This is a genomic window from Cupriavidus sp. FW216-B1 (assembly GCF_058789195.1).
The window spans coordinates 227,556-250,967 of the sequence record NZ_JBYTEL010000002.1 but is presented as its reverse complement, the minus strand read 5'-3'; the positions used below and the strand labels follow the sequence as shown (position 1 = coordinate 250,967).

Below are 23,412 nucleotides of genomic sequence, written 5' to 3'. Positions count from 1 at the left end.
AAAGGGCGCGCCCGGCCCCGGACGAGGAACACGGGGCGACAGGCACGAACAACTTATAATTCTCGCATATCCGCCGCCGCGGCCGCTCTGCGGCGCGGCGCGCAACGCTTCACACGACAAGGCCCCGCCCGATGTTCACGTATCTGTTCCTCGCCGCACTGATGCTGATGGTGCTGACCAAGCTCTGGCTGGCCGCGCGCCAGGTGCGCCATGTGGCGCGGCACCGCCACGCGGTGCCCGGCCGCTTCGCCGACACCATCACGCTGGACTCGCACCAGAAGGCGGCCGACTACACCATCGCGCGCACCCGGCTGTCGATGCTCGAGGTGCTGGCCGGCGCCGCGCTGCTGATCGTGCTGACCATGCTGGGCGGGCTGCAGTGGCTCAACCTGTTCTGGCTCGACGCCTTCGGGCCCGGCTACCGCTACGGCGTCGCGCTGATCGCCAGCGTGGCCGTGCTCGGCGGCCTGGTCGACCTGCCCTTCTCGCTCTACGGGCAGTTCGTCATCGAGCAGCGCTTCGGCTTCAACCGCATGACGTGGCAGTTGTACGTCGTGGACATGCTCAAGATGGCCGGCGTCGGCATCGCGCTGGGCCTGCCCCTGCTGCTGGCGGTGCTGTGGCTGATGGAGCATATGGGCCAGTTCTGGTGGGCATGGACGTGGCTCACCTGGATGGCCTTCACGATCTTCGTGCAGATGATCGCGCCGTCGGTCATCATGCCGCTGTTCAACCGCTTCGAGCCGCTGGCCAACGCCACGCTGGAAGCGCGCATCACGCGCCTGCTGCAGAAGTGCGGCTTCCGCAGCCGCGGCCTGTTCGTGATGGACGGCAGCAAGCGCAGCGCCCACGGCAACGCCTACTTCACCGGCTTCGGCGCGGCCAAGCGCATCGTCTTCTTCGACACGCTGATGGAGCGCCTCGCCGACGACGAGATCGAAGCGGTGCTGGCGCACGAGCTCGGCCACTTCAAGCGCCGCCACATCCTCAAGGGCATGCTGGTCAGCTTCGCGCTGAGCCTGGCCTTCCTCGCGTTGCTGGGCTGGCTGGCCGGGCGCACGTGGTTCTACACCGGCCTGGGCGTGCTGCCCAACCTCGGCGCCAGCAACCATGCGCTGGCGCTGGTGCTGTTCTTCCTGACCCTGCCGGTGTTCACCTTCCTGCTCGGGCCGCTGGCCAGCCAGACCTCGCGCCGCCACGAGTTCGAGGCGGACGCCTTCGCCGCCGGGCAGACCGATGCCGGCCGCCTGGTGTCGGCGCTGGTCAAGCTGTACAAGGACAATGCCTCGACCCTGACGCCCGATCCGCTCTACAGCGCCTTCTACTACTCGCATCCGCCCGCGGCACAGCGGATCGACCGCCTGCTGGCGCACGCATGAGCCGCGCCGGCAGGACGGGCCCGCAGCGCGCCGCGAGCGCCGGCAAAGGCAATGGCGCGGCCACGGCCGACGCGCTGGTGGTCGCCGCGCACGGCCGCCACTACGTGATCGAGTTCGACGACGGCAGCCGCCTGCACGCGTTTCCGCGCGGCAAGCGCAGCGAGTGCGCGGTGGGCGACCGCGTCGCGGTCGAGTACGCCTCGGCGGACCAGTGCGTGATCGCCGGCGTCAAGCCGCGCAAGAACCTGCTGCACCGCTCGGACCAGTTCAAGTCCAAGCTGCTGGCCGCCAACATCGACCAGGTGGTGATCGTGCTGGCGACCGAGCCCGGCTTCTCGGAAGACCTGCTCGGCCGCGCGCTGGTGTCGGCCGAGGCGATGGCGATCAAGCCGCTGATCGTGCTCAACAAGGTCGACCTGAGCGCGCGCCTGGACGAGGCGCGCGCGCGCCTGGCGCCCTACCAGGCGCTCGGCTACGAGGTCCTGTTCCTGTCCGTGCACGGCGCCCCGGACGACGCGCTGGCGCAGTTGCGCCCGCGCCTGGCGCAGCGCGCCAGCATCCTGATCGGCCAGTCGGGCATGGGCAAGTCGTCGCTGCTGAACCTGCTGATCCCGGGCGTGGAAGCACAGACGCGCGAGATCTCGGCCAAGCTCGATTCGGGCAAGCACACCACCACCTTCACGCGGCTGTACCACCTGCCAGCCGGCCTCGGCGAGGGTGAGAGCGCCGGCGAGCGCGAAAACGGCTGCCTGATCGACTCGCCGGGCTTCCAGGAATTCGGCCTGCACCACCTCAGCGAAGGCATGCTCGAGCGCGCCTTCCCCGAGTTCCGCGCGCGCCTGACCGAATGCCGCTTCTACAACTGCCATCACGTCAACGAGCCGGGCTGCGGCGTGCTGGCGGCCATCGAGGCCGGCGAGATCTCCGAGCGCCGCCACCAGCTCTACACGCAGTTGCTGCACGAATCCCGCCAGCAAAAACCGTGGTGAGCCGTGGTAACGTAGCCGGGTGCCCGCGCGGGCACGCCCGGCTGCCATGAAACTACTGCTCTCGACCCCTTCGCTCGTGCACGCGGCGCATTGCCGGAACCTGCTGGAAGCCGCCGGCATCCGCGCCGACCTGCGCAACACCTGGCTGGCCGGCGCGATGGGCGACATCCCGTTTCGCGAAAGCGCGCCGCAGGTCTGGCTGGTCGACGACGAGATGGAAGCCCAGGCGTGGGCGGTATTGCGCGCGGCCGACAACCCCGCGCCGGGGCCGCGCTGGCGCTGCGCGTCCTGCGGGGAATGGCACGAGGCGCAGTTCGGCTCGTGCTGGCAATGCGGCGCGGCGCGCCAGCCCTGAGCAACTCGGGCGGCGCGGACAGCTGGCTCAGCCCACCCAGAGCGCCAGCGACAGCATCGCCAGCAGCAGCATCCACAGCACCACCGCGCGCCACACCAGGCCGATGGCCGACTGCAGCGTGCGCACGCCCGGCTCGGCGCCGAACTCGGGCGCGGCCGGCTCGGGCTCGCTGTCGTCCTCCATGCCGGGGGCGTAGTCCACCGCCGGGCCGGCCATGCTGATGCGCAGCACCACGGCGGAATCCTCTTCCGCCAGCGGCACGCCGAGGCGCACGCCGAGCGCGCCGCCGCCGCTGGCCAGCAGGATGCCGTTGACGGCATCGTTCCACTTGCGCGCGTGGTTGCGCCAGGCGTAGACCGCGTCCTCGAAATTGCCGACGATGGCAAAGCCCACCGCGGTCAGCCGCGACGGCACCCAGTCCAGCAGGTAGAACGCGCGCGCGGCGAAGCGCCCGAGCGCCGGGCTGCGCTCGGTGGAAGGCAGGTTCCAGTGGCGCGCCAGGTATTCGGCGATGCGGTACAGCACCACGCCACCCGGGCCGATCGGCACCAGGAACCAGAAGAACACGCCGAACACATGCCGGTGCACCGCCACGATGGCGGCCTCCAGCGTGTGGCGCACGATCTCGGTGACGGGCATCTCCACGGTGTCGAGCCCGGTCCACTGGTGCAGCAGCGCGCGCGCGCGCGGCAGGTCGTCGCGGTTCAGGGCCTCGTGGATGTCGGTGAAGAAGTGGCTGAACTGGCGAAAGCCCAGCGTGAGGTAGAGCAGCAGGACGTTCCATGCCAGCGTCAGCGCCACGCTGATGGACGCCAGCAGGTAATGCACGATCACCACCGCCAGCGTGAGCGGCAGCACCACGGTGCACCAGGCCAGCGCGGCATCGCGCGGGCGGCCGGTGTCGAAGGCATGCTCGGCGCGCTCGGCAAGCACGCGCACGATGTCGTAGATCGGATTGTTGCGGCCCAGGGCACGGAACTGCTCGGCGATCAGCGCGAGGAGAACGGATACAAAAGTCATCTCTGGTCTGGGGGTCGTAGGCCTGGGCGCGCCCGGAGCGGCATGTGCCGGCCCGGGCGCTTATCTATAGCGAGAAGATAGCACACGGCAAACCCGCCAAGACAAAGCCCCGCGCGGCCGCCGCGACGATGGCGGGCTGCGGGGCTTGCCGGGTGCGCCTGTTGCGCGAGGCGCGCGACAGGCGCGAGGCGCGCGCCGGGCCTCAGGGCAGGTCGAACACCAGCACCTCGGCGCCGCTGCCGCCGGACAGGCTCACGGCGTCCTCGCCTTCGATCCTGGCGGCGTCGCCGGCCTCGAGCGCGCGGCCGTTGACCGTGACGCGGCCGCGCGCCACGTGCACATAGGCGCGCCGCTGCGGCGCGAGCGCCAGCGTGGCGGACTCGTCGCCGTCGAACAGGCCGGCATAGAGGCGCATGTCCTGGTGGACCACCACCGAGCCGTCGGCGCCGTCGCGGCTGCCCACCAGGCGCAGGCGGCCGCGCTTGTCGGCGGCCTCGAAGTGCTTTTCCTCGTAGCCGGGCTGCAGGTTGGCCTGCTCCGGCAGCACCCAGATCTGCAGGAAATGCGTGGTGTCGTGCGCCGCGTGGTTGTACTCCGAGTGCCGCACGCCGGTGCCGGCGCTCATGCGCTGCACGTCGCCCGGGCGGATCACGCTGCCGTTGCCCATGCTGTCCTTGTGGGCCAGTTCGCCTTCCAGCACGTAGCTGATGATCTCCATGTCGCGGTGGCCGTGCGTGCCGAAGCCCATGCCCGGCGCGACGCGGTCCTCGTTGATCACGCGCAGCGGTCCGAACTGGACGTGCTGCGGGTCGTAGTAGTCCGCGAAGGAGAAGCTGTGGTAAGACTGGAGCCAGCCGTGGTCGGCATATCCGCGTTCGCCCGCCTTTCTGATTTCAATCATTTTGACGGCCCTCCTTGAGGCCACATCGGCGGGAAAACTCACAAAGACCGAGTTCCTGCCTTGCATTACGTTTCGATGCTAGGCAGTTTATGGCGGCAGGAGTATATTGGGCAGGACGATCTTAGTAGCATTCATTCAGAATTTCTGAACATGGCTCTCTCACTAGAATCCCTGGAAGTCCTGGACGCCATCGAGCGCAAGGGCAGCTTCGCCGCGGCCGCCCACGAGATGGGCAAGGTGCCCTCGGCGCTGACCTACGTGGTGCGCAAGCTCGAGGAAGACCTCGACGTGCTGCTGTTCGACCGCCGCCGCCACCGCGCCGAGCTGACCCCGGCCGGGCGCGCCCTGCTCGACGAAGGCCGCCACCTGCTGCACGCCGCCGACGACCTCGCGCGCCGCGTCAAGCGCCTGGCCACCGGCTGGGAAGCCACGCTGACCATCGTGGTGGACGACCTCATCAACTTCCGCGCGCTGCTGCCGGTGATCCAGGATTTCTACGCCGAGAACACCGCCACCCGGCTGCGCTTCGCCAAGGAAGTGCTGGGCGGTGCCTGGGACGCGCTGGTCAGCAACCGCGCCGACGTGGTCATCGGCGGCGCCTACGACGCGCCCAGCACGCAGGGCTTCCAGGTGCGGCCGCTGGGCACCATGCCCTTCGTCTTCGCCGTGGCCGCGCATCACCCGCTGGCCAGCGAGGCCGGCCCGCTCACCACCATCCAGATCGCCAAGCACCGCATCGTGGCGGTGGGCGACACCTCGCGCAACCTGCCCGCGCGCACGCACGGCGTGCTGGCCGGGCAGGACGTGCTGGTGGTGCCCACCATGCGCGACAAGCTCGAGGCGCAGATCCGCGGCCTGGGCTGCGGCTGGCTGCCGGCGCCGATGGCGCAGCCCTTCATCGAAAGCGGCGTGCTGCAGGCGCGCGAGACGCTCGAGGTGCGCGCGCCCGGCAACTTCAAGGTGGCCTGGCGCACCAGCACGCGCGGCAAGGCGCTGCAATGGTGGGCCAGCAAGCTCGAGGACCCGCGCCTGGCGCAGGCACTGCTACAGCAGCTGCCGGGACAACCCGACTGACCGCCGCCGCCCTTCCGCCCGCACCCCGATGACGTTCCAAGCTCCGGACCCGGCGCCCGGCTACCGCGGCCGCTTTGCGCCCTCGCCCACCGGCCCGCTGCACATGGGCTCGCTGGTCACGGCACTGGCCAGCTGGCTCGACGCGCGCGCGCACCGCGGCCGCTGGCTGGTGCGCATCGAAGACATCGACTACCCGCGCTGCGTGCGCGGCGCCGACCGGCAGATCCTGGACACGCTGGCGCGCCTCGGCCTGCATGCCGACGAGCCGCCGCAATGGCAGAGCCGCCGCGAGATGCTGTATGCCGAGGCGCTGCGCCGGCTCGACGCCGGCCACCACACCTACCCGTGCGGCTGCTCGCGCAAGGAGATCGCCGACTCGCTGCTGCACGCGCGCGAGCGCCACCAGACGCTCGGTTATCCCGGCACCTGCCGCGACGGCCTGCACGGCAAGCCGCCGCGCGCGTGGCGCGTGCGGGTGCCCGATGGCGACGCCGCCGTGATCTGCTTCGACGACCGCTGGCAGGGACGGCAATGCCAGGACCTCGCCACCGAGGTCGGCGATTTCGTGCTGCGCCGCGCCGACGGCCTGTGGGCCTATCAGCTTGCCGTGGTGGTGGACGACGGGCAGCAGGGCATCACGCACGTCGTGCGCGGCGCGGACCTGCTCGACTCCACGCCGCGCCAGATCCACCTGCAGCATCTGCTCGGGCTGCCCACGCCGTCATACCTGCACGTGCCGGTGGTGACCAACGCCGACGGGGAAAAACTCAGCAAGCAAAGCGGCGCCGAGCCCGTCGACGCGATGGCGCCGCTGGACGCGCTGCGCGCGGCGGGCGCGCACCTGGGACTGGCGAGCGGAGCGGATGCGGTGGAAAGCTGGCTGGCCGAGGCGACGGCCGGATGGCAGGCGCTGCTCGAACGGCTGCGCCGGAACGACTGAGACTGGCCGGCGGCCCGCTGCGCGCGGGCCTCGCCGGATGTGCTTGCCGGATGTGCTTGCCGGATGTGCTTGCCGGATGTGCTCGCCGGTTGTGTCAGACCGGCCGTGTCAGGCCAGATGCGGCTCGCGTGGGCGCAGCGCGCCCCGGCAGATCAGGACTTGCGCGGCACGCCGCCCAGCAGGGCCGCGAGCGGGCGCTTCGGCGCGGGACGGCCGCGGCCGAACGCGGCGGCATTGTTGTCCACCGCCTCGGGCTGCGCGGCGGCGCCGCCACTCGGCTCGTAGGGCCGCGAGAAGAACGGGTCGTCGGACGGACGGAACGCATTGCGCGAGCTGGCCGGGTCGTGCCGGCGCGGACGCGGCTCCCCGTCGTCGCCGTTGCGGGGGCGGCGCGCGTCGGTGCGGCTGTCGGTGCGGCCATCGGCACGCCCATCGGGACGGCCGCGGCGGCGCTCGCCTTCCTCGGAGCGGGCACGGGAGCCGGTGGGATCGAAACCGTCGAGCGTGCCGCGCGGGATGCTGCGCTTGAGCAGCTTCTCGATGTCCACCAGCAGGCGCTCGTCGCTGGGCACGTAGATCGACAGCGCGTCGCCGCTGGCGCCGGCGCGGCCGGTGCGGCCGATGCGGTGCACGTAGTCCTCGGCGCTGAACGGCAGGTCGAAGTTGATCACGCACGGCATGTCGGGGATGTCCAGGCCGCGCGCCGCCACGTCGGTGGCGACCAGCGCGTCGATGGTGCCCTGCTTGAAGCCTTCGAGCGTCTGCATGCGCTCGGTCTGGGTCTTGTCGCCGTGGATGGCGGCGGCGTTGATGCCTTCGCGCTCCAGGTGGCGGGCCAGCCGCGAGCAGCCGATCTTGCTGTTGACGAAGACGATGCACTGGCGCGACAGGCCTTCGCCGGCGCGCTTCTTCAGCAGATGCACCACGGCGGCCTGCTTGTAGCCGTCCTCGACCTGGAACACGGACTGGCGCACGTTCTCGTTGGCCGAGTTGCTGCGCGCCACTTCGATGGTGACCGGCTGGCGCAGGTAGCTCGACGCCAGGCGCTTGATCTCGGCGGAGAAGGTGGCCGAGAACAGCAGCGTCTGGCGCTGCGCCGGCAGCAGGTTGATGATGCGCTGCAGGTCGGGCAGGAAGCCCATGTCGAGCATGCGGTCGGCCTCGTCGAGCACCAGCATCTGCACCTGCGACAGGTTCACCGACTTCTGCTGCACGTGGTCGAGCAGGCGGCCCGGGGTGGCCACCAGGATTTCCACGCCGCGGCGCAGGGCCTCGGTCTGCGGGTTCATGTCGACGCCGCCGAACACCACCGTGCTGCGCAGGTCGGTGTGCTTGGCGTAGCGGGCCACGTTGTCGTAGACCTGGTCGGCCAGCTCGCGCGTGGGCGTCAGCATCAGCGCGCGCACCGGATGGCGCGCCGGCGACGCGCTGGCGCTCGACAGCGGCAGCAGGCGCTGGATGATCGGCAGCGCGAAGCCGGCGGTCTTGCCGGTGCCGGTCTGGGCCGCGCCCATCACGTCCTTGCCCAGCAGCACCACGGGAATCGCCTGCGCCTGGATCGGCGTGGGCTTGGTATAGCCCTGCTCGGTCAGCGCGCGCAGGATGCGCGCGTCGAGCCCGAAGCTGTCGAAGGTGATCTCTGGGGTGGTCTGGTCGGCTGAGGTGGTCTGGCCGGCGGTCTCGGTGGTCGTAGTCGTCATGGTTTCCGTGTCTTGCAATAGGCGAACCCGGCGCCAACGGACACGCGTCTTGAACCGAGCGGGGTAGATCTGCGCATGGATTCGGGGCCCGGCCGGACGACATCATCGCCGCCGCTTGCCGCGCTGCCAGTGCCTTTCGCGGGGGAATTCTCCCGCGAGATCAATAGCTCATGTAAATCAAAGACTTAGATTGTAGCACCAGAGCCCCTCGGATGGGTAGTGCGGGTGTGGCGTATCAGGCAGTCTAGGCAAGGCGGATTTCAGGCGCGTGTCAGCGGGCCAGGCAGCCCGGCGCGGGCGCGGTACCGCGCGCGGCACAGGCGATCGAAGCCGTGCCGCGCGCGCTGAAGCGCCGGATGGCGGCACGCGGGCGCCGCCATCCGTGCCCCGTCGCGCTCTTGCCGCACGCTTATTGCGCGCGCTCCACCAGCGACGCGAGCACCGTCTGCAACGGCACCGTGCCCTTGCGCGTATCCGCCTCGGCGGCTTCGAAGCGGATCCAGCCGGCGTTGAAGCCGTCGAGCATCTGCATGCGTGGCAGGGGATTGTTCATGCCTTGCGCGCGGAACAGGGCTTCCCAGGTGTCGCGCGGCACCACCTGCGCCCGCACCTCGCGGCCCAGCACCGCCGCCAGCGCGGCGGCCTGCTCCAGCGGCGTGACGCGACGCGGGCCTTCCAGCTCCACCACGCGCGTGCCCTCCCAGGTCTGCCGCAGCAGTTCCGCCGCGACGCGGCCGACGTCGGCGGTCGCCACCATCGGCACCGGCCGGTCCAGCGGCTGCAGGAAGCTGGCCATCACGCCGCCCGCGCGCGCCGGCTCGATGTCCCACTGCGCGTTCTCCATGAACCAGCCCGCGCGCAGGAACGCCACCGGCACCGGCAGCGTGCCCAGCTCGCGCTCCATGTGGGAAAGCTGCTGCAGCAGGTTGGGCTCGCTCGCCTGCGCGCCGATGGTCGACAGGCACACCACGCGCGGCGGGCGCGCGGCCAGCAGCGCTTCGCGCAGCGCCGCCACCACGCGGCGCGACTCCGACAAGTCCGGCGACGGATCGAACACCGGCGGCAGCAGCACGAACACGCCCTCGGCGCCGCTGAACGCGCGCCGCAGCGCCTGCGCGTCGCCCATGTCCGCCAGCGCCACCTCGCAGCCCTGCGCGGCCCACTCGGCACCCTTGTGCTCCGAACGCACCACCGCGCGCACGTCCCTGCCCGCGGACAACAGCGCGCGCGCCAGCACGCCACCCACTTGTCCGGTAATCCCAGTCACAGCAAACATCGTCATCTCCGGTCGGTTGCGGCGCCTGCCGCGGTGACTGGATTGTGGTCGGCGGCGCGGGATTTCGCGATAACATGACCGTCACTTGATTGATGACTGCGGAGCATCGATGAGCTTCGACGAGCGCATCCTGGACGGCATCGGCGTGCTGCTGGCGGTGGTCGACAACGGCGGCTTCGCGCGCGCCTCCGAGACGCTGGACATGACGCAGTCCGGCGTCAGCCGCGCCATCGCGCGGCTCGAGGCGCGGCTCGGCATCCGCCTGTTCGACCGCACCACGCGCGCCGTCACGCTGACCGACGACGGCCGCCGCTTCTACGAGGAAATGCTGCCGCTGCTGGCGCAGCTCGAAGAAACCACCGCCTCCGCGGCAAAGGGCGTGAGCGCCGTGCGCGGCCGGCTGCGCGTCAACATCGACCCGCTCTTCTCGCGGCTGGTGATCGCCCCGCGCCTGGGCGCGTTCGTCGACAGCCATCCCGACCTCACGCTCGACCTGGTCACGCGCGACAACCTCGGCGACATGATCGGCGACGGCTTCGACCTCGCCTTCCGCTTCGGCTTTCCGCGCGCCTCCACGCTGGTGGCGCGCAAGCTGCTCGACATCCCCGTGCTGACCGTGGCGGCGCCGTCCTACCTCAAGCGGCACGGCGCGCCCGCCACGCCGGCCGACCTCGAAAGCGGCGCCCATGCGTGCATCCACTTCCGCGACCCCGAGACCGGCCGGCCCTTCCAGTGGGAATTCCATCGCGGCGACGAGCGCATCCTGATCCAGGCCAAAGGCCGGCTGACCGTCAACGACGTCGGCACCATGCACAGCGTGTGCATGGCCGGGCACGGCATCGCGCAGATCCTCCAGCTCGGCGCCGAAAGCCTGCTGGCCGAAGGCCGGCTCGTGCCGGTGCTGGCCGACTGGCCCGACGAGCGCTTCCCGCTGTACGCGCTGTACCCGTCGCGGCACCACCTGCCGGCCAAGGTGCGGGCCTTCATCGACTTCGTGGCGTCATTGTGCGAGCGCTAGCGCGCTGCGCGCGCCAAGCGGCGGCGGCATAATCGACGTCCCGGCTTCCACCCCCGCCGCTCCAGAAGGACTAACGACGTGCCATTCATCCTCGCCGGCCTCGCCCTGATCGGCGCCCTCATCTACGGCGCGGTCCGCCTCTACGCCACCGTGGCCGCCCTGTCCGGCCCGCTCGCCGGCGCCGCGGCCGTCGCCGCCGGCGCGGCGCTGCTGGCCGCGCTGGCCGCCGGCCTGCTGCGCCGCTACCGCGCCATCCACGGCAGGAAAGTCGACGGCGAACGCATCGTGGCCGTGGCCGGATCGTGGGGCAGCCTGCGCATCGAAGCCGACAACAAGCGCGGCTACCTCGACCTCGGCGGCCAGCAGGCGAAATTCCTGTTCGCTGACATCGCCAGCGCCACGGCAGCGGACAACGGCGGCACGTGGATGCTGGGCCTGGCGCTGGAGCACAATGCGCAAGCCCACTGGGACATACCGATGGCAAGCCGCAAGGAGGCGCTGCGCTGGGAGAAGATCATCGGGCTGGCGGCGGCGCAGAGGTTGTAGGCGGGGGGCTCGCCGTGCTTATCCAGTGTTTCCGATACCGTGCGCCAATATTGATGCATCGACGCCCGCGCCAAGCGTATCGTCGGTTTCGATGCCAGCAATATACTGAAATTCGTTCGCGAAATTTATTGCTCCGAACTTTGTCATCAGCGAGCCGAGATCATTGATTCCTGATCGTACTGTTTTCCCTTGATGGCATAGACGACATCGCATCGGCAAGCCGTACCCATCTGTACAGTTCGGAGATTGAGGTAATTCGACTATTCCGTTCTGATGTACTTCAGGTTGTGCTTCGAGGAAAACCGAATTCGTTCCTCATTGCTATCGCAGCTCCCATTGAACAGCAAAGGGCCGTTTGTCTCCGATATTCCGATTAAGCGGATCAACCATCCACCCTCCGCATCAATCCTGTTTGCCTCAAAAAGCGGCGCCCTGTCTATGGAATCCGCCGCCACATAGCGCAAGAGGTGCATTGGCAAGATCGCCTGGGAAATCGATTCCGCCGGACTGTAGATTGCCACGTAACTTCGGTCTGGTCTCAAACCTTCACGTGGAGTGACTATTGCGTAACGGCCGCATAAATAGTCGAACTGCACCGCGCCGATCAATTCATCGGCAATAGGAATCAATACCAGAAAAAGAAAAACCGCCCACTTGGACAGCATGCGCTCCCAGCGATATTTAAAAAAATGATTCGTCAGCTCATCGACCCGCTTCGAAAAAGATATCATCGCACTTGCGACGACCCAAGCTACAATAACGCTCAGAAAAATTAACCCCGTCAAGATCGCCCCCAATCGATTTATCCGGCAAGGCCAAAGCTGATCGTCAAGACACGGCCTGATCACTCGTCGTGATAGCCATGATACTGTGGCTGAGGTCTGAGGACTGCCCCGAGCTGACCACGGCAGATCCTATTCCGGCGCGGCTGGTGAATTCCAGCGCCACGCGAGGAAACATCGCCAGATCGCCCCGTGCCAGATAGCGGCGGCAGTACGTATCGAGGCGCCGACGTATCGAGACAGCTGGCCAAATACGACGACCCGGCGCCTGCTTGCCCTTGCCGGCCTGACGCCGTGCATAGCAGGGCATCCGACATTCGCGCTATGCCTGCCGGGATGCCGGCCTCGCCGCCGTGGCATGGCGCTCCGGCGCCGGAGATGGTGGATCGGAACGCATGACCGAGGCCGCAGGATCCCAATGCGCTCCTGGCACCGATGCGATCAACATGCGCGTGTATGCATGGGAAGGCGCGTGGAAAATGCGATTCCGCGTGCCATACTCCACCACGATGCCGTCCTTCATCACGGCAACGTGGTCGCACAATTGCGCGGCTACGCGCAGATCGTGCGTGATGAAAATCATCGACAAGCCAAGCTCGGCTTTCAGGCGGCCGAGCAATTTCAGCACCTGCGCCTGGACCGAGACATCCAGTGCCGATACGGGTTCGTCCGCAACCAGCACCTTCGGGTCCAGCGCCAGCGCCCGGGCCAGCCCGATCCGCTGGCGCTGCCCGCCGGAAAATTCGTGAGGAAAGCGAATGATCGCATCCGGATCCAGGCCCACCAGCAAGAACAGCTCCCGGGCGCGGCGATAGGCCTCGTCGCGGGGAACCCCCTGGGCGATGGGACCCTGCGTGACGATGTCGCCGACCCGCCGGCGTGGATTCAGCGAGCCAAAAGGATCCTGGAACACCATCTGCAGATGCAGGGCCAGCTTCCTCGCGCGAGGGCCATCCAGGCGTCCGGCCAGGTTGACGCCGCCGTACAGGGCCTCGCCGGCATCGGGCGCCACCAGCCGCATGATCGTGCGTGCCAGCGTGGATTTTCCCGATCCGCTCTCGCCCACGATGCCCAACGTCTCGCCCGCAGCAAGATCCAGCGACACATCCCGCAGGGCTGTCGTGGCGCCTTGGGCGTGGCGCAACCAGTTGCGCGAACGGTAGGTTTTCGTGAGTCCCCGCATCGACAGCACCGCAGACCTGCCCTGTGCGGGCGGATCCGACGGTGATGCCTCCTGAACGGGGAGAGAGAGCACAGGCACCGCCGCGATCAGCGAACGCGTATAGGGATGCCGAGGTCTGTCGAGCACCTCGCGGGCCGATCCCGATTCGACGATTTCACCATGCCGCATGACGGCGACCCGATCCGCGATCTCGGCCACGACCTCGAAGTCGTGCGTAATGAACAGCACGGCCGTGCCCTTGCGCCGCTGCAATTCCTGGATCAGGCTCAGGATCTGCGCCTGCGTGGTGACGTCGAGCGCGGTGGTGGGTTCGTCGGCGATCAGCAAAGCCGGCTCCAGCGCCAGCGCCATGGCGATCATCGCCCGCTGGCGCTGGCCCCCGGACAATTCATGCGGCAGCCGCTTCGCCGCCGCGGCCGGCAATGGAATCTGCACGGCGTCCAGCAACTCCCAGACCTTGCGCCGGATCACGCTGCCGGACAAGCTGGTGTGGGTGCGGAACACTTCGGCAATCTGGTCGCCGATGCTCCTGAGCGGATTCAGCGCAGTCATGGGCTCCTGGAAGATCATGCCGATGCGCCTGCCGCGCCAACGTCGCATTTCCGATTCCGGCAGCGCGATCAGGTCCTGGCCGCCCTCCCAGAGCGCGCGCCCCGACGCCGCGCGCACGCCATCCGGCAACAGGCCGAGCAACGCGCTGGCGCTCATCGATTTTCCGGAACCACTCTCGCCCACCATGCAAAGGATCTCGCCCGCATCAAGCGAAAAAGACACATTGCGAAGCGCGTGGGCGCGATCGGCGCCCGGCGGCAATGCGATCGTCAGGTCCTGGACGTCAAGAAGCCTAGTCATGGGAATCGAAGTCGCCTCGCTGTTCAAAGACGTTGCCCGCCGCTGGCATCGATCTTCTGCCCCGTCACCCAGCGGCCTTCCGCGCTGGCGAGGAACGCCACGATATCGGCGATGTCCTGCGGTTGCCCGACGCGTCCGAGGGCCACGGTCCTGGCGATCGCCTCGCTCGCAACCGGATCGCTCGCCCGCTTGTTCAGGTCGGTGGCGGTCGCGCCGGGCAGGACGGCATTCACGGTGATGCCGCGCGCGCCAAGCTCGCTGGCGAGCAGCAGCGTGAGCGCTTCGAGCCCGGCCTTGGCCGGCGCGTAGACGCTCATCTCGGGGTAGGCGGCGCGGGTCCCGATCGAGGAAATGTTGATGATGCGCCCGCCGTCGCGCAACCACGGCAAGGCTTGCTGGATCAGGAAAAACGGTGTCTTGAGGTTGACCTGCATGACGCGGTCGTAGTCCGCGGCGGTCACCTCCCCGATCCTGGCGCGCAGCCCCACCCCCGCGTTGTTGACCAGAATGTCGAACGATGCCTCGCCCGTGCGTTGGCGAAGCGTCTGCCGCAGCGCGGCGACCAGCCCACCCGCGGCATCGGCGTCGCCGAGGTCCGCCTGCAATGCAAAGGCCTGTCCACCGGCTTCCTCGATGCGGGCGACCACGTCCTCGGCCTGCGCGAGGGCGCGATGGTAGTGCACGGCGACGGTGGCGCCGCGATGCCCCAGCGCCAGTGCAATGGCGCGCCCTATCCCCCGGCTCGCACCTGTCACCAATGCGACCTTGCGATGCAGGTCCTGCGATGCGGCAGCGACATGGCTCATCGTGCGGCACCTCCCGCGATGGCGGCATCCGCACTCCAGCCCTGCGTTGCCTCCAGGGTGCTGGCGCGCACCAGCAACGCATGCCGATCCACCTTGTTGGTGCCGGCCCAGGGCAGTTCGGCCAGGAACTCAATGCGCCGCGGATGCTGGTAAGCCGGGCCGTGCCTCAATGCGTGCTGCTTGAGGGCCGCCACGGTGAGATCGCTGCCGGGCTGAAGCACCACGAAGGCAACCGGCACCGCTGCCCGCTCCTCGTCGGGCAGCGGCACCACGCTGGCCTGCCGCACCGCGGGGTGCGATTCGAGCAGTTTCTCGACCTCGACCGGATAGATGTTCTCGCCGGCACAGACGAACATGTCGTCCGCCCGCCCGACGAAATGGAAAAAGCCATTCTCGTCGCGCCGCATCACGTCGCCGCTGTAATACCAGCCATCCGCGAGCACGCTGGCGGATTTCTCCGGCAGCCGGTGATAGCCATGCATGACGGCGGGATTGCGCATGACGAGCACGCCGTGGTCGTCGTCCGGCCCGTCGACCAGCCGCACGGCATCCAGCGACAGCGGATAACCGAGCGCCAGCGGCGGCGTGGGCAGCCCGTCCGGATGCGGGCCGAAGATGCTCGGGCCCGCCTCCGTCGTGCCGTAGCCGTGGGTGATACGCGCTTGCGGAAACGCCGCCTCGATGCGCGCGAGCAGGCCCGCGCTCATCGGCGCCGAGCCGAGCATCACGCGCTTGAGCGCCGAGAAATCGCGCCCCGCCAGCCGGCCCGGATCCTTTATCAGGCGCGCGAACATCGTCGGCACCGCGGTCAGCACGGAAATGCGATGGCGCTCGAGCGCATCGATGTAAGTCTCGACGTCGAACGACGGCAGGATGACCAGCAGGCTGTTGGTCGAGAACGCGCGCTTGGCCATGAACAGGCCGTTCATGTGAAACAGCGGCTGCGCGAGCAGATAGCGCTCCGCCTCCGGGCCGGCCGGCTTGGCATAGGTCGCGCCCAGCGCCCACAGCTGGCCTGCGTGCGTCAGCGGCACGCCCTTGGGGCGTCCGGTCGAACCGGAGGTGTACAGCATCTGGGCGACGGCCCCGGCATCCGGCACCACCGCGGCAAGGTCCGCGGGCCGGACCACGGCGGCGAAGCCGCTCGGGCCGCCGTCGTCGAAGTCGATTACCGGCACGCGCGCCGCGAGGCTGTCATGACGCTGCCGGTCGACAAAGGCCAGGACCACGTCGGCGTCGTCGAGCACGAAGTCGAGCACCTCCGCCGACTGCTTGATATTGACCGGCACGGCCACCAGACCGGCGCGCATGATGCCGAAGTAGGCAATCAGGTATTCGGCGCGGTTCAGCGACGCAATGGCGACATGCGCGCCGGGAGGGAAACCGCGCGCGCGCAGCGCCGCGGCGACGCCGTTCGCCAGCCGGTCGACCTCCTCATGCGAATACGATCGGGGGTGCGCGGCGTCGCGCAGGTCGACGATGGCGGCCGAGGTCAGATCGAGAGAGCGGTCGATCAGGTCGCCGAGATTGGTCCATTGCCGTGTCATGGGATGTGGAAGAATGAGGTTAGCGCCGGCGGAACGCCGGATTGAGCGCGTCGTTGAGACCGTCGCCGATGAGGTTCAGCGCGAGTACCGCCAGCATGATGGCGAGGCCCGGCACCGCGCAGATGTACCAGGAGGTGCGGATCAAGGTGCGGCCCTCGCCGATGAGGCGCCCCCAGCTGGCGACATTGGGATCGCCCAGACCGAGGAAGGACACCACCGACTCGTAGAGGATCGCGCCCGCGACGACCAGCGAGCCCATCACCAGCACGGGCGGCAGAGCATTGGGCAGGATCTCGCCGAAGGCGATGCGCCAAGGCCCGAGGCCGGTCGTGCGGCACGCCTGCACGAACTCGCGGCCCTTGAAGGACAGGAACTGGCCACGCGTCAGGCGCGCGATTCCCGGCCAGGACACCAGCGCCACGGCAATGGTCGTGTTCTCGATATGGGGCCCGAGTATCGACACCACCGTCAGCACGAAAACCACATTGGGGATGATCTGGAACAGCTCGGTGACGCGCATCAGTATCTCGTCGATCCAGCCGCCGAACCAGGCTGCCGCGGCGCCCACCAACACCCCGAGCACGGTCGCCGCCAGGCTGGCGGCGACGGCTACCAGCAGCGTGGCGCGGGCGCCATGCACGAGCATGGCTGCCATGTCGCGGCCAAGCGAGTCGGTGCCAAGCGGGAACAGCCGCGATTCGAACGGCCATAGTTCGGGCGCCCCCACGATGCGCAGCGGCTTGGCCGGGTACCACAGGCCCGCGCACAGCGCCGCCGCCACGATGGCGAGAAGGATGATCGCGCCCAGCATCGCGCCGCGATTGCGCGCGAACTGGCGCCATGCGCCGCTGCCGGCAATGCGGCCGGTGTCCGCCGGCGCCAGCGGGGAACCGGCGGCCGTCATCGGATCTCCTTCGCCATGCGTGGGTCGAGCCGCGTGTAGAGGATGTCGACAACGACGTTGGCGACCACCACGAACACGGAACACAGCAACAGCATGCCCAGCACCACCGGATAATTCCGGCTCATGACGCCGTCGAACAGCACGCCGCCGATCCCGGGCCAGCTGAACACCGCTTCGACGACGATGCTGCCGCCGAGCAACGCGCCGATCTGCAGGCCAAGCAAGGTCACCACCGGCAGGATGGCGTTGCCCACCATGTGCCCGACGATCACGCGGGCGCGCGTCAGGCCCTTCGCGTAGGCCGTGCGCACGAAGTCGTTGCGATGCACTTCCAGCATCGACGCGCGCATCACCCGCGCATAGGTGGCGGCGTAGAAAAGACCCAGCGTGACGGCGGGCAGCACCAGGTGGCGCAGGATGTCCAGCGCGGTGCCGAGCGGGCCGAGGTCGGCGCCGATCGTCGTCATGCCGCCCACCGGAAACCAGCCGAGCCTCACCGAGAACAGCACGATCAGCATGATGCCGAGCCAGAAGCTGGGCGCGGCGAAGCACACCACCGCGGCGACCGAGACCAGCGTGTCCCACCACGTATTGACCTTGACCGCCGCGACGATGCCCGCCGTCACGCCCACCAGCACCGCAATCGCGATGCTGCTGAGCATCAGAATCAGCGTGGCGGGCAGGTGCGCCGCGATCACGTCGAACACCGGGAGATTGTGGCGGTACGAGTAGCCGAGGTCCAGGTGCGCGACGGCGCCGATATAGTGCAGCAGTTGCTGCCACACCGGCTTGTCCATGCCGTAGGTGACGCGCAGCCGTTCGATCAGGGCGGGGTCCGTGACCTGCTGCTCGGCGGTCATCACGTCCAGGAAGCTGCCGGGCACCAGCTGAATCAGGAAAAAATTGAGCACCACCACGCCGAGCACCAGCGGCACGGCCTGCAGCAGGCGGCGCAACAGCAGACGCGCTACCATGTTCGCCCCACCCTCATTGCGCCAGCCACACGTCGTTCAGGGATTCGCCCTGGACATTGGCACCGGTGGAAAAATCGCGCACCTTCGTACCCGCCAGCGTGAACGACTCGATCTCGACCAGCGGCACGATCGGCACATCGGTCGACGCCAGCCGCGCGAACTCGTGCGCGAGCTTCTTGCGCAGTTCCGGATTGGTTTCGATGCTGAGCTTTTCGACCAGCGCATCCATGGCCGGGTTCGAGTAGCCGGTGGCGTTGCGGAAGGCGGCGCCCTTGACGATGCCGTCGCTGGTGAAGAACTGCGTGACGACCGGCACCAGTTCCAGCGGCGCGGTGAAATTCGACACGGCGATATCGTAGTCGTAGTCGCCGTATATCCGTTTCAGTGCCGTGGCGCGGTCGACGGAGTCCAGGCGAACGGCAATGCCGACGTCTTCCAGGGCCTGCTTCAGGTATTGGCCAAGCTTGGCGTTTTCCTCGAACCATGCCGCCGCCAGCAGATTGATCGTGAAACGGCTGCCGTTCTTGCGAGGCAGTCCGGCGGCGTCGAGCAGCGCCTCCGCCTTCTTCGGATCGAACGGATACTTCGGCACATCGTCGGTGAAAAAGATCGGGTTGCTGCGGAAGATCGGAGACACCGCCGGTTTGCCGCGGCCGAAGTAGATTGTGTCGACGATGAACTTGCGGTCGATGGCGTGCAGGATCGCCTGCCGCACTTCACGGCGCTTGACGATCTCGCGGCGCTGGTTGAACTCGGCGGTGACCGTCCATGCCGAGTTCTCGTAGCCCTTGGTATCGGCGACGACCTTGCCGGTCTTGAGCAGCCGCGCGACGTCGCGCGCGGGCACCGGATTCGAGTAGGCAAGGCCGAGCTCGCCCGTTTCCAACGCCGCCGCGCGCGACGCGGGGTCGCCCCACCAGCGCACGATCAGCTTGTCCAGGTAGGGCTCGCCACGGTTCCAGTACTGTTCGTTGCGCTTGTACTCGACATGGCTGCCGCGCACCCATTGCCCGTACTTCCAGGGCCCGGTACCCACCGGCGCGTTGTTGAGCGGATTGGTGATGAGGTCGCGTCCCGCGTACAGGTGCCTGGGCACCACCAGCTGGTACTGGCCGGCCAGCACGGACTTGAGGAAGAACTCGGGCACCGGCTTGCTGAAGATCAGCTTCACGGTGTAGGCATCGGGTGCCTCCACCGTTTGCAGCGCCTTCAGGGCGATGCCGGCCGAAATCGGCTTCCAGTGTTCCTGCACGTTGTACACCACGTCGGCCGAAGTGAACGGCTTGCCGTCGTGCCAGCTCACGCCCTGGCGCAGTTTGATGGTGTAGGTCTTGAAGTCGGCCGAGGCATTTACCTCGGTCGCCAGCACCGGCTGGAACGACAATTGGCTGTCGATCTTGAGCAGGCGCTCGAGAATCTTGGTGGAGGTCTGGAACGGGCTCGACCCGCCGCCCCCCGGCACGAACAGGGCTTGTGGCTCCAGGCCGCCCCAACTGGCCACCAGGGTGCCGCCGCGCCGGGCCTGCGCCGCCGCGGCCCATGCGGCCGTGGGCATGCCCAGTCCGACCAGCATCGTGCCGGCCGTATTGGTAAGAAACGAACGTCGGGACAGGCCCGTGATCTTGCTCATGGAACACTCCGAATCATGCATGCGTTGCGGTGCCGCTACCGGGCGGCCGGCAATGTTGAATAGCTGGCGCGTCCGATCGCGAGAAGGACGCCCTCCCCGTTTAGCAGCTCGACGTCGGCCACGCCGACGCTGCGGCCATGACGCCGGACGGTGGCCACCGCGACCAGATCGGTCTGGATTGCCGGACGCAGGTAGTCGACGCGAAAGTTGATGGTGGGCAGGCCGCGGCCGGCGAGCATGCCGACGGCGAAGTCGCCCACCGTATCGATGATCGCGGCGAGCGGTCCGCCATGCCATTGGCCGGTGCCGGCGCCGCGCTCGAACCCGGGCTGGAAAGGCACGCTCACCGTGAGCGTCTGCGCCGCATGGTCGACGCGGGTCACCGTCATCCCCAGCGAGGCGATGAACGGCGAATCGTCAAAGGCGCGCTGGATCTGCGCTTGCGTGAGAAGCGTGCTCATGCGCCCACCAGGACCTTGCCTGTCACCTGGCGGTTCTCCAGCGAGGCGAGCGCCTGGGCACCCGCTGCGAGCGGCCATTTGCGGTCGATCAGGACGCGCAGGCGCTTGCGCTGGACGAGGTCGAGCAGTTCGTGCAGGTCTTCGCGCTCCCAGCCGTTGGAGCCGCGGATCTGCAGCTCGAAGGTCCAGATATAGCGGATGTCTTCCTTGGGATCGAAGCCGGCCGTCGCGCCGCACGTCAGCAGGCGCCCGCCGAGGCGCAAGGCGCGCAGCGACCTGACCCAGGTATCGCCGCCGGTGAAGTTCACCACCACGTCCACGCCGCCCCGGTTGGCGGCGCCGCGGCGGCGGGCGGGCTTGCCGAACTTCCGCTGGATCGCGGTGAGGAAGTCCTCCTCCGTATAGAGGATGACGTGGTCGGCACCGAGTTCGCGCAGGCGTTCGGCTTTCTCCGCCGAACCGGCGCAGGCAATGACCTCCGCTCCCGCGAGCTTGGCAAGCTGCACGGCGCAGACCCCCACGCCGCCGCTGGCGCCGAGGATCAGCACCCGTTCGCCCGCGGCCACCTGCCCCACGCGATTCATCATGCGCAGCGCCGTGCCGTAGGCCACCGGCAGCGCCGCGGCTTCGTCGTAGCTCACGCCTTCCGGCAGGCGGATCAACTGGTGCTCCGGCACGCGGCATAGCTCCGCCAGCCCGCCGTGGATGGTTTCGCCGACCAGCCCGCCGTTTACCCGGTCGATGGGATCGACCAGCACGCGATCTCCCGGTTGCCAGTCCGTCACGCCGGGCCCGACCGATGCGATCTCGCCCGCCACGTCCAGGCCGATGATGACGGGAAATGGCAGATTGATGCCGGGCATGCCGCGGCGAGTAAACACGTCGTGATAGTTGAGCGAGGACGCCCCGACGCGCAGCACCACTTCGCCGGGGCCTGCAACCGGGTCGGGGAATTCGGTTTCGAGCCGCAGCTTGTCGTTGCCGCCATGCTCGCGCAGTACGATGGCTTTCATAGGATGGGGATGAGAAGGAAAGAGGGAAACCGGGCTCGCCGCCCTGCCGCCTGGCGATCGGCCTATTGCCAGCCGGCGAGCCCGTCCAGCGCCTGCGCCGTGATCTGCAGGCCGTGGCGGACGACGCTGCGGCGCCACACCGCGGAGTACGGCACGAACGCGTCGCGCAGGTCGTCGCGCAACAGCGCGTCGCGCTGCGCATCGGGCGCGAGCGGCGCCTTGAAGCGCAACCACTGATCCAGCCGCGTGGACAGCGACGTATTCGGTCCGCGCGTGCCGAACTCCACCACCGCGCCTACCATCGGCCGACCGCCCAGGAAGCGCTCGACGCCGTTGAAGACGAGTCCCTGGTAGTTCGGACGCGCGAGGCCATGGGGCCGTTGGCGCAAGATCCGGTCCCCGCCCCACCAGCGCGCGGCTTCCCGCTGCAGGGCACTGCCTTCCTCGTTGAAGCAGAGGAAGAACGGTTCGGCATAGTCGCCGATGCCCGTGTGCCAGTCGATGAAACCAACGCGTTCCGCCTGCGCCAGCTGGGCGTCGACGATCTGCTGCAGCACGCGGTTGGACCATTCCCGCCCGTTGCCGCCATACACCAGGCCCTCGGGGTGGGTGTACTGGCCGCTTGCCAGCACGTTGAACAGCGCGTCGGCACCGTGCCTGTCCCGGAATGCCTCGGTGGCAAGGACGGCGTCGGCGAGAGCATCGCGGTCCCAATGCCCCGGAATCAGCCGCTCGTGCAGCTCGGCATAGTCGGCATTGCCGGGATAGGGCGCATCGTGGTCGACGAAGTTGCGGTTCAGGTCCACGTTGTTCTCCGTGGTCCGGGTCGCGTGGGCAAAGCCGTATGGGTTCAGCCCGTGGATCAGCGTCACCGCGACGCCAGCCGGCAGCTGCCGCGCTGCCGTCGCCAGCCAGGCCACCTGCACCGCCGACCCGGCGGCGCCTTCAAGACCGTGCGTGCCGCTGATCGCCAATAGCTGGCGAGGCGCGCTCGCCGCCCCTATGCGGGCCACGTCGATGCTCAACACCTCGCCGCCGGGGCCTCTGGCGGTCGGGTGCGCATGGGTGGTCTGCTCGGCCTCCGCACGGGACGCCGCCTCGCGGAAGCGTTCGCGAGCCGCCACGTAGCCGGTGGCGAAATAGTGCCAGTAATCGAGCTCCGTGCTCATCGCGCGGCCTCTTCCACGAACTGCAAGGCGACGCCGAACGCGTCCTCGGCCAGCACGCGCACGGAGCCATCGGCAAGCGTGGCCGACGGCACGCCATTCTCCGCCAGCGTGGCGCGCAGCCGCGCGAGCGAACTGGTCTGCAGGATCAGCGCCACATTGCGTTCGCTGCCGTCGTCGGTCGTGGCGACCGGGCCGAAGCGCCGCTCGGCCTGCGCCGGCGTCACGAACTCCACGCGCGCCCGGCCCGCCTGGAAGACGCGGCCACCGGCTTCGGCAGCCGATACCGCCTTGCGGTCGAACAGCGTTTCATAGAGCGCGACTGTCTGCTCCGGCGACGCCGAGGCAATCACGAAACCGACGATGTCGGTGACCCCGTTGGGATGCGCGCGCCATTCGTCGCGCCAGACCAGTTCAGGGGTGAAGTGGTGACAGAAGAAGGTACGGCCGTTGCGCACGAGTTCCACGCCAAGGCGTACGGTGCGAAAGCGCGCTTCCCGCACCGCATCGGGAAGGTTGACCGGCCGGCCGAACTCGGCCGGCGGCTCGACCGCGAGGCCTCCGGCGCGGATCGCGTCATACAGTCCCAGCGAGTCGGTGGTCTTGAACACGAGACCCGTGAGACCCAGCGGCGCTTCGACTACCTCTGGACGCTGGATCGTCTTGCCGGTCTCGTAGCCAAGCAGTTCGAGGTAGTTCTCGCCAAAGATGGCGAGGTGATTGCTGCTGCCGAGCGAATGGTGCCCACGTTCGGTCGGCGCAAAGCCGAGCTTGCGATAGATGGCCAGCGCGTCGTCGAGCTGCTCCTTGACGTTGATGACGACATGATCGAGCACGGGAGCGGGAATCTTGCTCATTGCGCGCTCCACGCCAATGGGGAAAAGAACACAGGACGA

General features: G+C 68.3%; 22 protein-coding genes. 7 read left to right on the top strand and 15 right to left on the bottom strand.

Annotated elements, in window-relative coordinates; translation table 11 throughout:
* The first annotated feature begins 131 nt into the window (after nucleotides 1-131).
* From AC3WXD_RS08120 to AC3WXD_RS08110, 3 genes are read left to right on the top strand one after another with little or no spacing between them, the layout of a single operon-like run.
* Nucleotides 132-1,379, top strand: a complete 1,248-nt coding sequence (locus AC3WXD_RS08120) for a M48 family metallopeptidase (RefSeq protein WP_020200843.1) — start codon at nucleotides 132-134, stop codon at nucleotides 1,377-1,379.
* Nucleotides 1,376-2,368, top strand: a complete 993-nt coding sequence (gene rsgA / locus AC3WXD_RS08115) for a ribosome small subunit-dependent GTPase A (protein WP_492323492.1) — start codon at nucleotides 1,376-1,378, stop codon at nucleotides 2,366-2,368. Before AC3WXD_RS08120 ends, rsgA begins: the two co-directional genes overlap by 4 nt.
* Nucleotides 2,369-2,414: 46 nt before the next feature.
* Nucleotides 2,415-2,723: a putative signal transducing protein gene (locus tag AC3WXD_RS08110; RefSeq protein ID WP_029043156.1), complete on the top strand. Its 309-nt coding sequence runs from the start codon at nucleotides 2,415-2,417 to the stop codon at nucleotides 2,721-2,723.
* A gap of 27 nt (nucleotides 2,724-2,750) precedes the next feature.
* On the opposite strand, the gene AC3WXD_RS08105 is transcribed toward AC3WXD_RS08110, so the two are convergent.
* Both AC3WXD_RS08105 and AC3WXD_RS08100 read right to left on the bottom strand, forming a co-directional pair.
* Entirely contained in the window at nucleotides 2,751-3,743 is a 993-nt protein-coding gene (locus AC3WXD_RS08105; protein ID WP_020200846.1) for a CobD/CbiB family protein, read from the bottom strand.
* A 202-nt stretch (nucleotides 3,744-3,945) separates the two neighbouring features.
* Nucleotides 3,946-4,644 carry a pirin family protein gene (locus AC3WXD_RS08100; protein WP_020200847.1) on the bottom strand — a complete coding sequence of 233 codons (699 nt, stop codon included), beginning with the start codon at nucleotides 4,642-4,644 and terminating at the stop codon, nucleotides 3,946-3,948.
* 150 nt (nucleotides 4,645-4,794) lie between these two features.
* Here AC3WXD_RS08100 and AC3WXD_RS08095 point away from each other — a divergent pair, with 150 nt between their 5' ends.
* Nucleotides 4,795-5,718, top strand: a complete 924-nt coding sequence (locus AC3WXD_RS08095; protein ID WP_020200848.1) for a LysR family transcriptional regulator — start codon at nucleotides 4,795-4,797, stop codon at nucleotides 5,716-5,718.
* A gap of 28 nt (nucleotides 5,719-5,746) precedes the next feature.
* Complete coding sequence (gluQRS, locus tag AC3WXD_RS08090) at nucleotides 5,747-6,658, top strand: tRNA glutamyl-Q(34) synthetase GluQRS (protein WP_492323491.1); 912 nt, start codon at nucleotides 5,747-5,749, stop codon at nucleotides 6,656-6,658.
* A 152-nt stretch (nucleotides 6,659-6,810) separates the two neighbouring features.
* On the opposite strand, the gene AC3WXD_RS08085 is transcribed toward gluQRS, so the two are convergent.
* Nucleotides 6,811-8,358, bottom strand: a complete 1,548-nt coding sequence (locus tag AC3WXD_RS08085; RefSeq protein ID WP_492323490.1) for a DEAD/DEAH box helicase — start codon at nucleotides 8,356-8,358, stop codon at nucleotides 6,811-6,813.
* Between the two features lie 409 nt (nucleotides 8,359-8,767).
* Nucleotides 8,768-9,634: an NmrA family NAD(P)-binding protein gene (locus AC3WXD_RS08080; RefSeq protein WP_492323489.1), complete on the bottom strand. Its 867-nt coding sequence runs from the start codon at nucleotides 9,632-9,634 to the stop codon at nucleotides 8,768-8,770.
* 109 nt (nucleotides 9,635-9,743) lie between these two features.
* On the opposite strand from AC3WXD_RS08080, the gene AC3WXD_RS08075 reads away from it, so the two are divergent.
* Nucleotides 9,744-10,652 carry a LysR family transcriptional regulator gene (locus tag AC3WXD_RS08075; protein ID WP_492323488.1) on the top strand — a complete coding sequence of 303 codons (909 nt, stop codon included), beginning with the start codon at nucleotides 9,744-9,746 and terminating at the stop codon, nucleotides 10,650-10,652.
* Between the two features lie 78 nt (nucleotides 10,653-10,730).
* Nucleotides 10,731-11,198 carry a hypothetical protein gene (locus AC3WXD_RS08070; RefSeq protein ID WP_492323487.1) on the top strand — a complete coding sequence of 156 codons (468 nt, stop codon included), beginning with the start codon at nucleotides 10,731-10,733 and terminating at the stop codon, nucleotides 11,196-11,198.
* A 260-nt stretch (nucleotides 11,199-11,458) separates the two neighbouring features.
* Here the strand turns inward: AC3WXD_RS08070 and AC3WXD_RS08065 are convergent, their stop codons facing one another.
* From AC3WXD_RS08065 to AC3WXD_RS08015, 11 genes are all read right to left on the bottom strand, one after another.
* The gene (locus AC3WXD_RS08065; RefSeq protein ID WP_492323486.1) at nucleotides 11,459-11,995 is read right to left on the bottom strand and encodes a hypothetical protein; all 537 of its coding nucleotides are present in this window, start codon (nucleotides 11,993-11,995) and stop codon (nucleotides 11,459-11,461) included.
* A gap of 307 nt (nucleotides 11,996-12,302) precedes the next feature.
* The gene (locus AC3WXD_RS08060) at nucleotides 12,303-14,015 is read right to left on the bottom strand and encodes an ABC transporter ATP-binding protein (RefSeq protein WP_492323485.1); all 1,713 of its coding nucleotides are present in this window, start codon (nucleotides 14,013-14,015) and stop codon (nucleotides 12,303-12,305) included.
* 23 nt (nucleotides 14,016-14,038) lie between these two features.
* Nucleotides 14,039-14,821 (bottom strand): SDR family oxidoreductase, encoded by a 783-nt coding sequence (locus AC3WXD_RS08055; RefSeq protein ID WP_492323484.1) that lies wholly within the window; start codon nucleotides 14,819-14,821, stop codon nucleotides 14,039-14,041.
* Entirely contained in the window at nucleotides 14,818-16,368 is a 1,551-nt protein-coding gene (locus tag AC3WXD_RS08050; RefSeq protein WP_492323483.1) for a class I adenylate-forming enzyme family protein, read from the bottom strand. The genes AC3WXD_RS08055 and AC3WXD_RS08050 overlap by 4 nt, the downstream gene beginning before the upstream one ends.
* Nucleotides 16,369-16,387: 19 nt before the next feature.
* On the bottom strand, nucleotides 16,388-17,272 hold the full coding sequence (locus AC3WXD_RS08045; protein ID WP_454731950.1) for an ABC transporter permease: 885 nt from the start codon (nucleotides 17,270-17,272) through the stop codon (nucleotides 16,388-16,390).
* The gene (locus AC3WXD_RS08040) at nucleotides 17,269-18,246 is read right to left on the bottom strand and encodes an ABC transporter permease (protein WP_492323482.1); all 978 of its coding nucleotides are present in this window, start codon (nucleotides 18,244-18,246) and stop codon (nucleotides 17,269-17,271) included. Before AC3WXD_RS08040 ends, AC3WXD_RS08045 begins: the two co-directional genes overlap by 4 nt.
* 13 nt (nucleotides 18,247-18,259) lie before the next feature.
* Entirely contained in the window at nucleotides 18,260-19,876 is a 1,617-nt protein-coding gene (locus tag AC3WXD_RS08035) for an ABC transporter substrate-binding protein (protein WP_020200859.1), read from the bottom strand.
* 35 nt (nucleotides 19,877-19,911) lie between these two features.
* Nucleotides 19,912-20,337, bottom strand: coding sequence for a PaaI family thioesterase (locus AC3WXD_RS08030; RefSeq protein ID WP_020200860.1), 426 nt, complete (start codon nucleotides 20,335-20,337; stop codon nucleotides 19,912-19,914).
* Nucleotides 20,334-21,350 (bottom strand): quinone oxidoreductase family protein, encoded by a 1,017-nt coding sequence (locus tag AC3WXD_RS08025; RefSeq protein WP_492323481.1) that lies wholly within the window; start codon nucleotides 21,348-21,350, stop codon nucleotides 20,334-20,336. The genes AC3WXD_RS08030 and AC3WXD_RS08025 overlap by 4 nt, the downstream gene beginning before the upstream one ends.
* Nucleotides 21,351-21,412: 62 nt before the next feature.
* Nucleotides 21,413-22,519, bottom strand: coding sequence for a M14 family metallopeptidase (locus tag AC3WXD_RS08020; RefSeq protein ID WP_492323480.1), 1,107 nt, complete (start codon nucleotides 22,517-22,519; stop codon nucleotides 21,413-21,415).
* Nucleotides 22,516-23,373 carry a VOC family protein gene (locus tag AC3WXD_RS08015; protein ID WP_454731954.1) on the bottom strand — a complete coding sequence of 286 codons (858 nt, stop codon included), beginning with the start codon at nucleotides 23,371-23,373 and terminating at the stop codon, nucleotides 22,516-22,518. Before AC3WXD_RS08015 ends, AC3WXD_RS08020 begins: the two co-directional genes overlap by 4 nt.
* Nucleotides 23,374-23,412 lie beyond the last annotated feature (39 nt).

What these genes read in the sequence shown, in the direction of transcription:
- AC3WXD_RS08120 (WP_020200843.1), top strand. Translation starts at nt 132, where the DNA reads ATGTTCACGTATCTGTTCCTCGCCGCACTGATGCTGATGGTGCTGACC.
- rsgA (WP_492323492.1), top strand. Translation starts at nt 1,376, where the DNA reads ATGAGCCGCGCCGGCAGGACGGGCCCGCAGCGCGCCGCGAGCGCCGGC.
- AC3WXD_RS08110 (WP_029043156.1), top strand. Translation starts at nt 2,415, where the DNA reads ATGAAACTACTGCTCTCGACCCCTTCGCTCGTGCACGCGGCGCATTGC.
- AC3WXD_RS08105 (WP_020200846.1), bottom strand. Translation starts at nt 3,743, where the DNA reads ATGACTTTTGTATCCGTTCTCCTCGCGCTGATCGCCGAGCAGTTCCGT.
- AC3WXD_RS08100 (WP_020200847.1), bottom strand. Translation starts at nt 4,644, where the DNA reads ATGATTGAAATCAGAAAGGCGGGCGAACGCGGATATGCCGACCACGGC.
- AC3WXD_RS08095 (WP_020200848.1), top strand. Translation starts at nt 4,795, where the DNA reads ATGGCTCTCTCACTAGAATCCCTGGAAGTCCTGGACGCCATCGAGCGC.
- gluQRS (WP_492323491.1), top strand. Translation starts at nt 5,747, where the DNA reads ATGACGTTCCAAGCTCCGGACCCGGCGCCCGGCTACCGCGGCCGCTTT.
- AC3WXD_RS08085 (WP_492323490.1), bottom strand. Translation starts at nt 8,358, where the DNA reads ATGACGACTACGACCACCGAGACCGCCGGCCAGACCACCTCAGCCGAC.
- AC3WXD_RS08080 (WP_492323489.1), bottom strand. Translation starts at nt 9,634, where the DNA reads ATGTTTGCTGTGACTGGGATTACCGGACAAGTGGGTGGCGTGCTGGCG.
- AC3WXD_RS08075 (WP_492323488.1), top strand. Translation starts at nt 9,744, where the DNA reads ATGAGCTTCGACGAGCGCATCCTGGACGGCATCGGCGTGCTGCTGGCG.
- AC3WXD_RS08060 (WP_492323485.1), bottom strand. Translation starts at nt 14,015, where the DNA reads ATGACTAGGCTTCTTGACGTCCAGGACCTGACGATCGCATTGCCGCCG.
- AC3WXD_RS08055 (WP_492323484.1), bottom strand. Translation starts at nt 14,821, where the DNA reads ATGAGCCATGTCGCTGCCGCATCGCAGGACCTGCATCGCAAGGTCGCA.
- AC3WXD_RS08050 (WP_492323483.1), bottom strand. Translation starts at nt 16,368, where the DNA reads ATGACACGGCAATGGACCAATCTCGGCGACCTGATCGACCGCTCTCTC.
- AC3WXD_RS08045 (WP_454731950.1), bottom strand. Translation starts at nt 17,272, where the DNA reads ATGACGGCCGCCGGTTCCCCGCTGGCGCCGGCGGACACCGGCCGCATT.
- AC3WXD_RS08040 (WP_492323482.1), bottom strand. Translation starts at nt 18,246, where the DNA reads ATGGTAGCGCGTCTGCTGTTGCGCCGCCTGCTGCAGGCCGTGCCGCTG.
- AC3WXD_RS08035 (WP_020200859.1), bottom strand. Translation starts at nt 19,876, where the DNA reads ATGAGCAAGATCACGGGCCTGTCCCGACGTTCGTTTCTTACCAATACG.
- AC3WXD_RS08030 (WP_020200860.1), bottom strand. Translation starts at nt 20,337, where the DNA reads ATGAGCACGCTTCTCACGCAAGCGCAGATCCAGCGCGCCTTTGACGAT.
- AC3WXD_RS08025 (WP_492323481.1), bottom strand. Translation starts at nt 21,350, where the DNA reads ATGAAAGCCATCGTACTGCGCGAGCATGGCGGCAACGACAAGCTGCGG.
- AC3WXD_RS08020 (WP_492323480.1), bottom strand. Translation starts at nt 22,519, where the DNA reads ATGAGCACGGAGCTCGATTACTGGCACTATTTCGCCACCGGCTACGTG.
- AC3WXD_RS08015 (WP_454731954.1), bottom strand. Translation starts at nt 23,373, where the DNA reads ATGAGCAAGATTCCCGCTCCCGTGCTCGATCATGTCGTCATCAACGTC.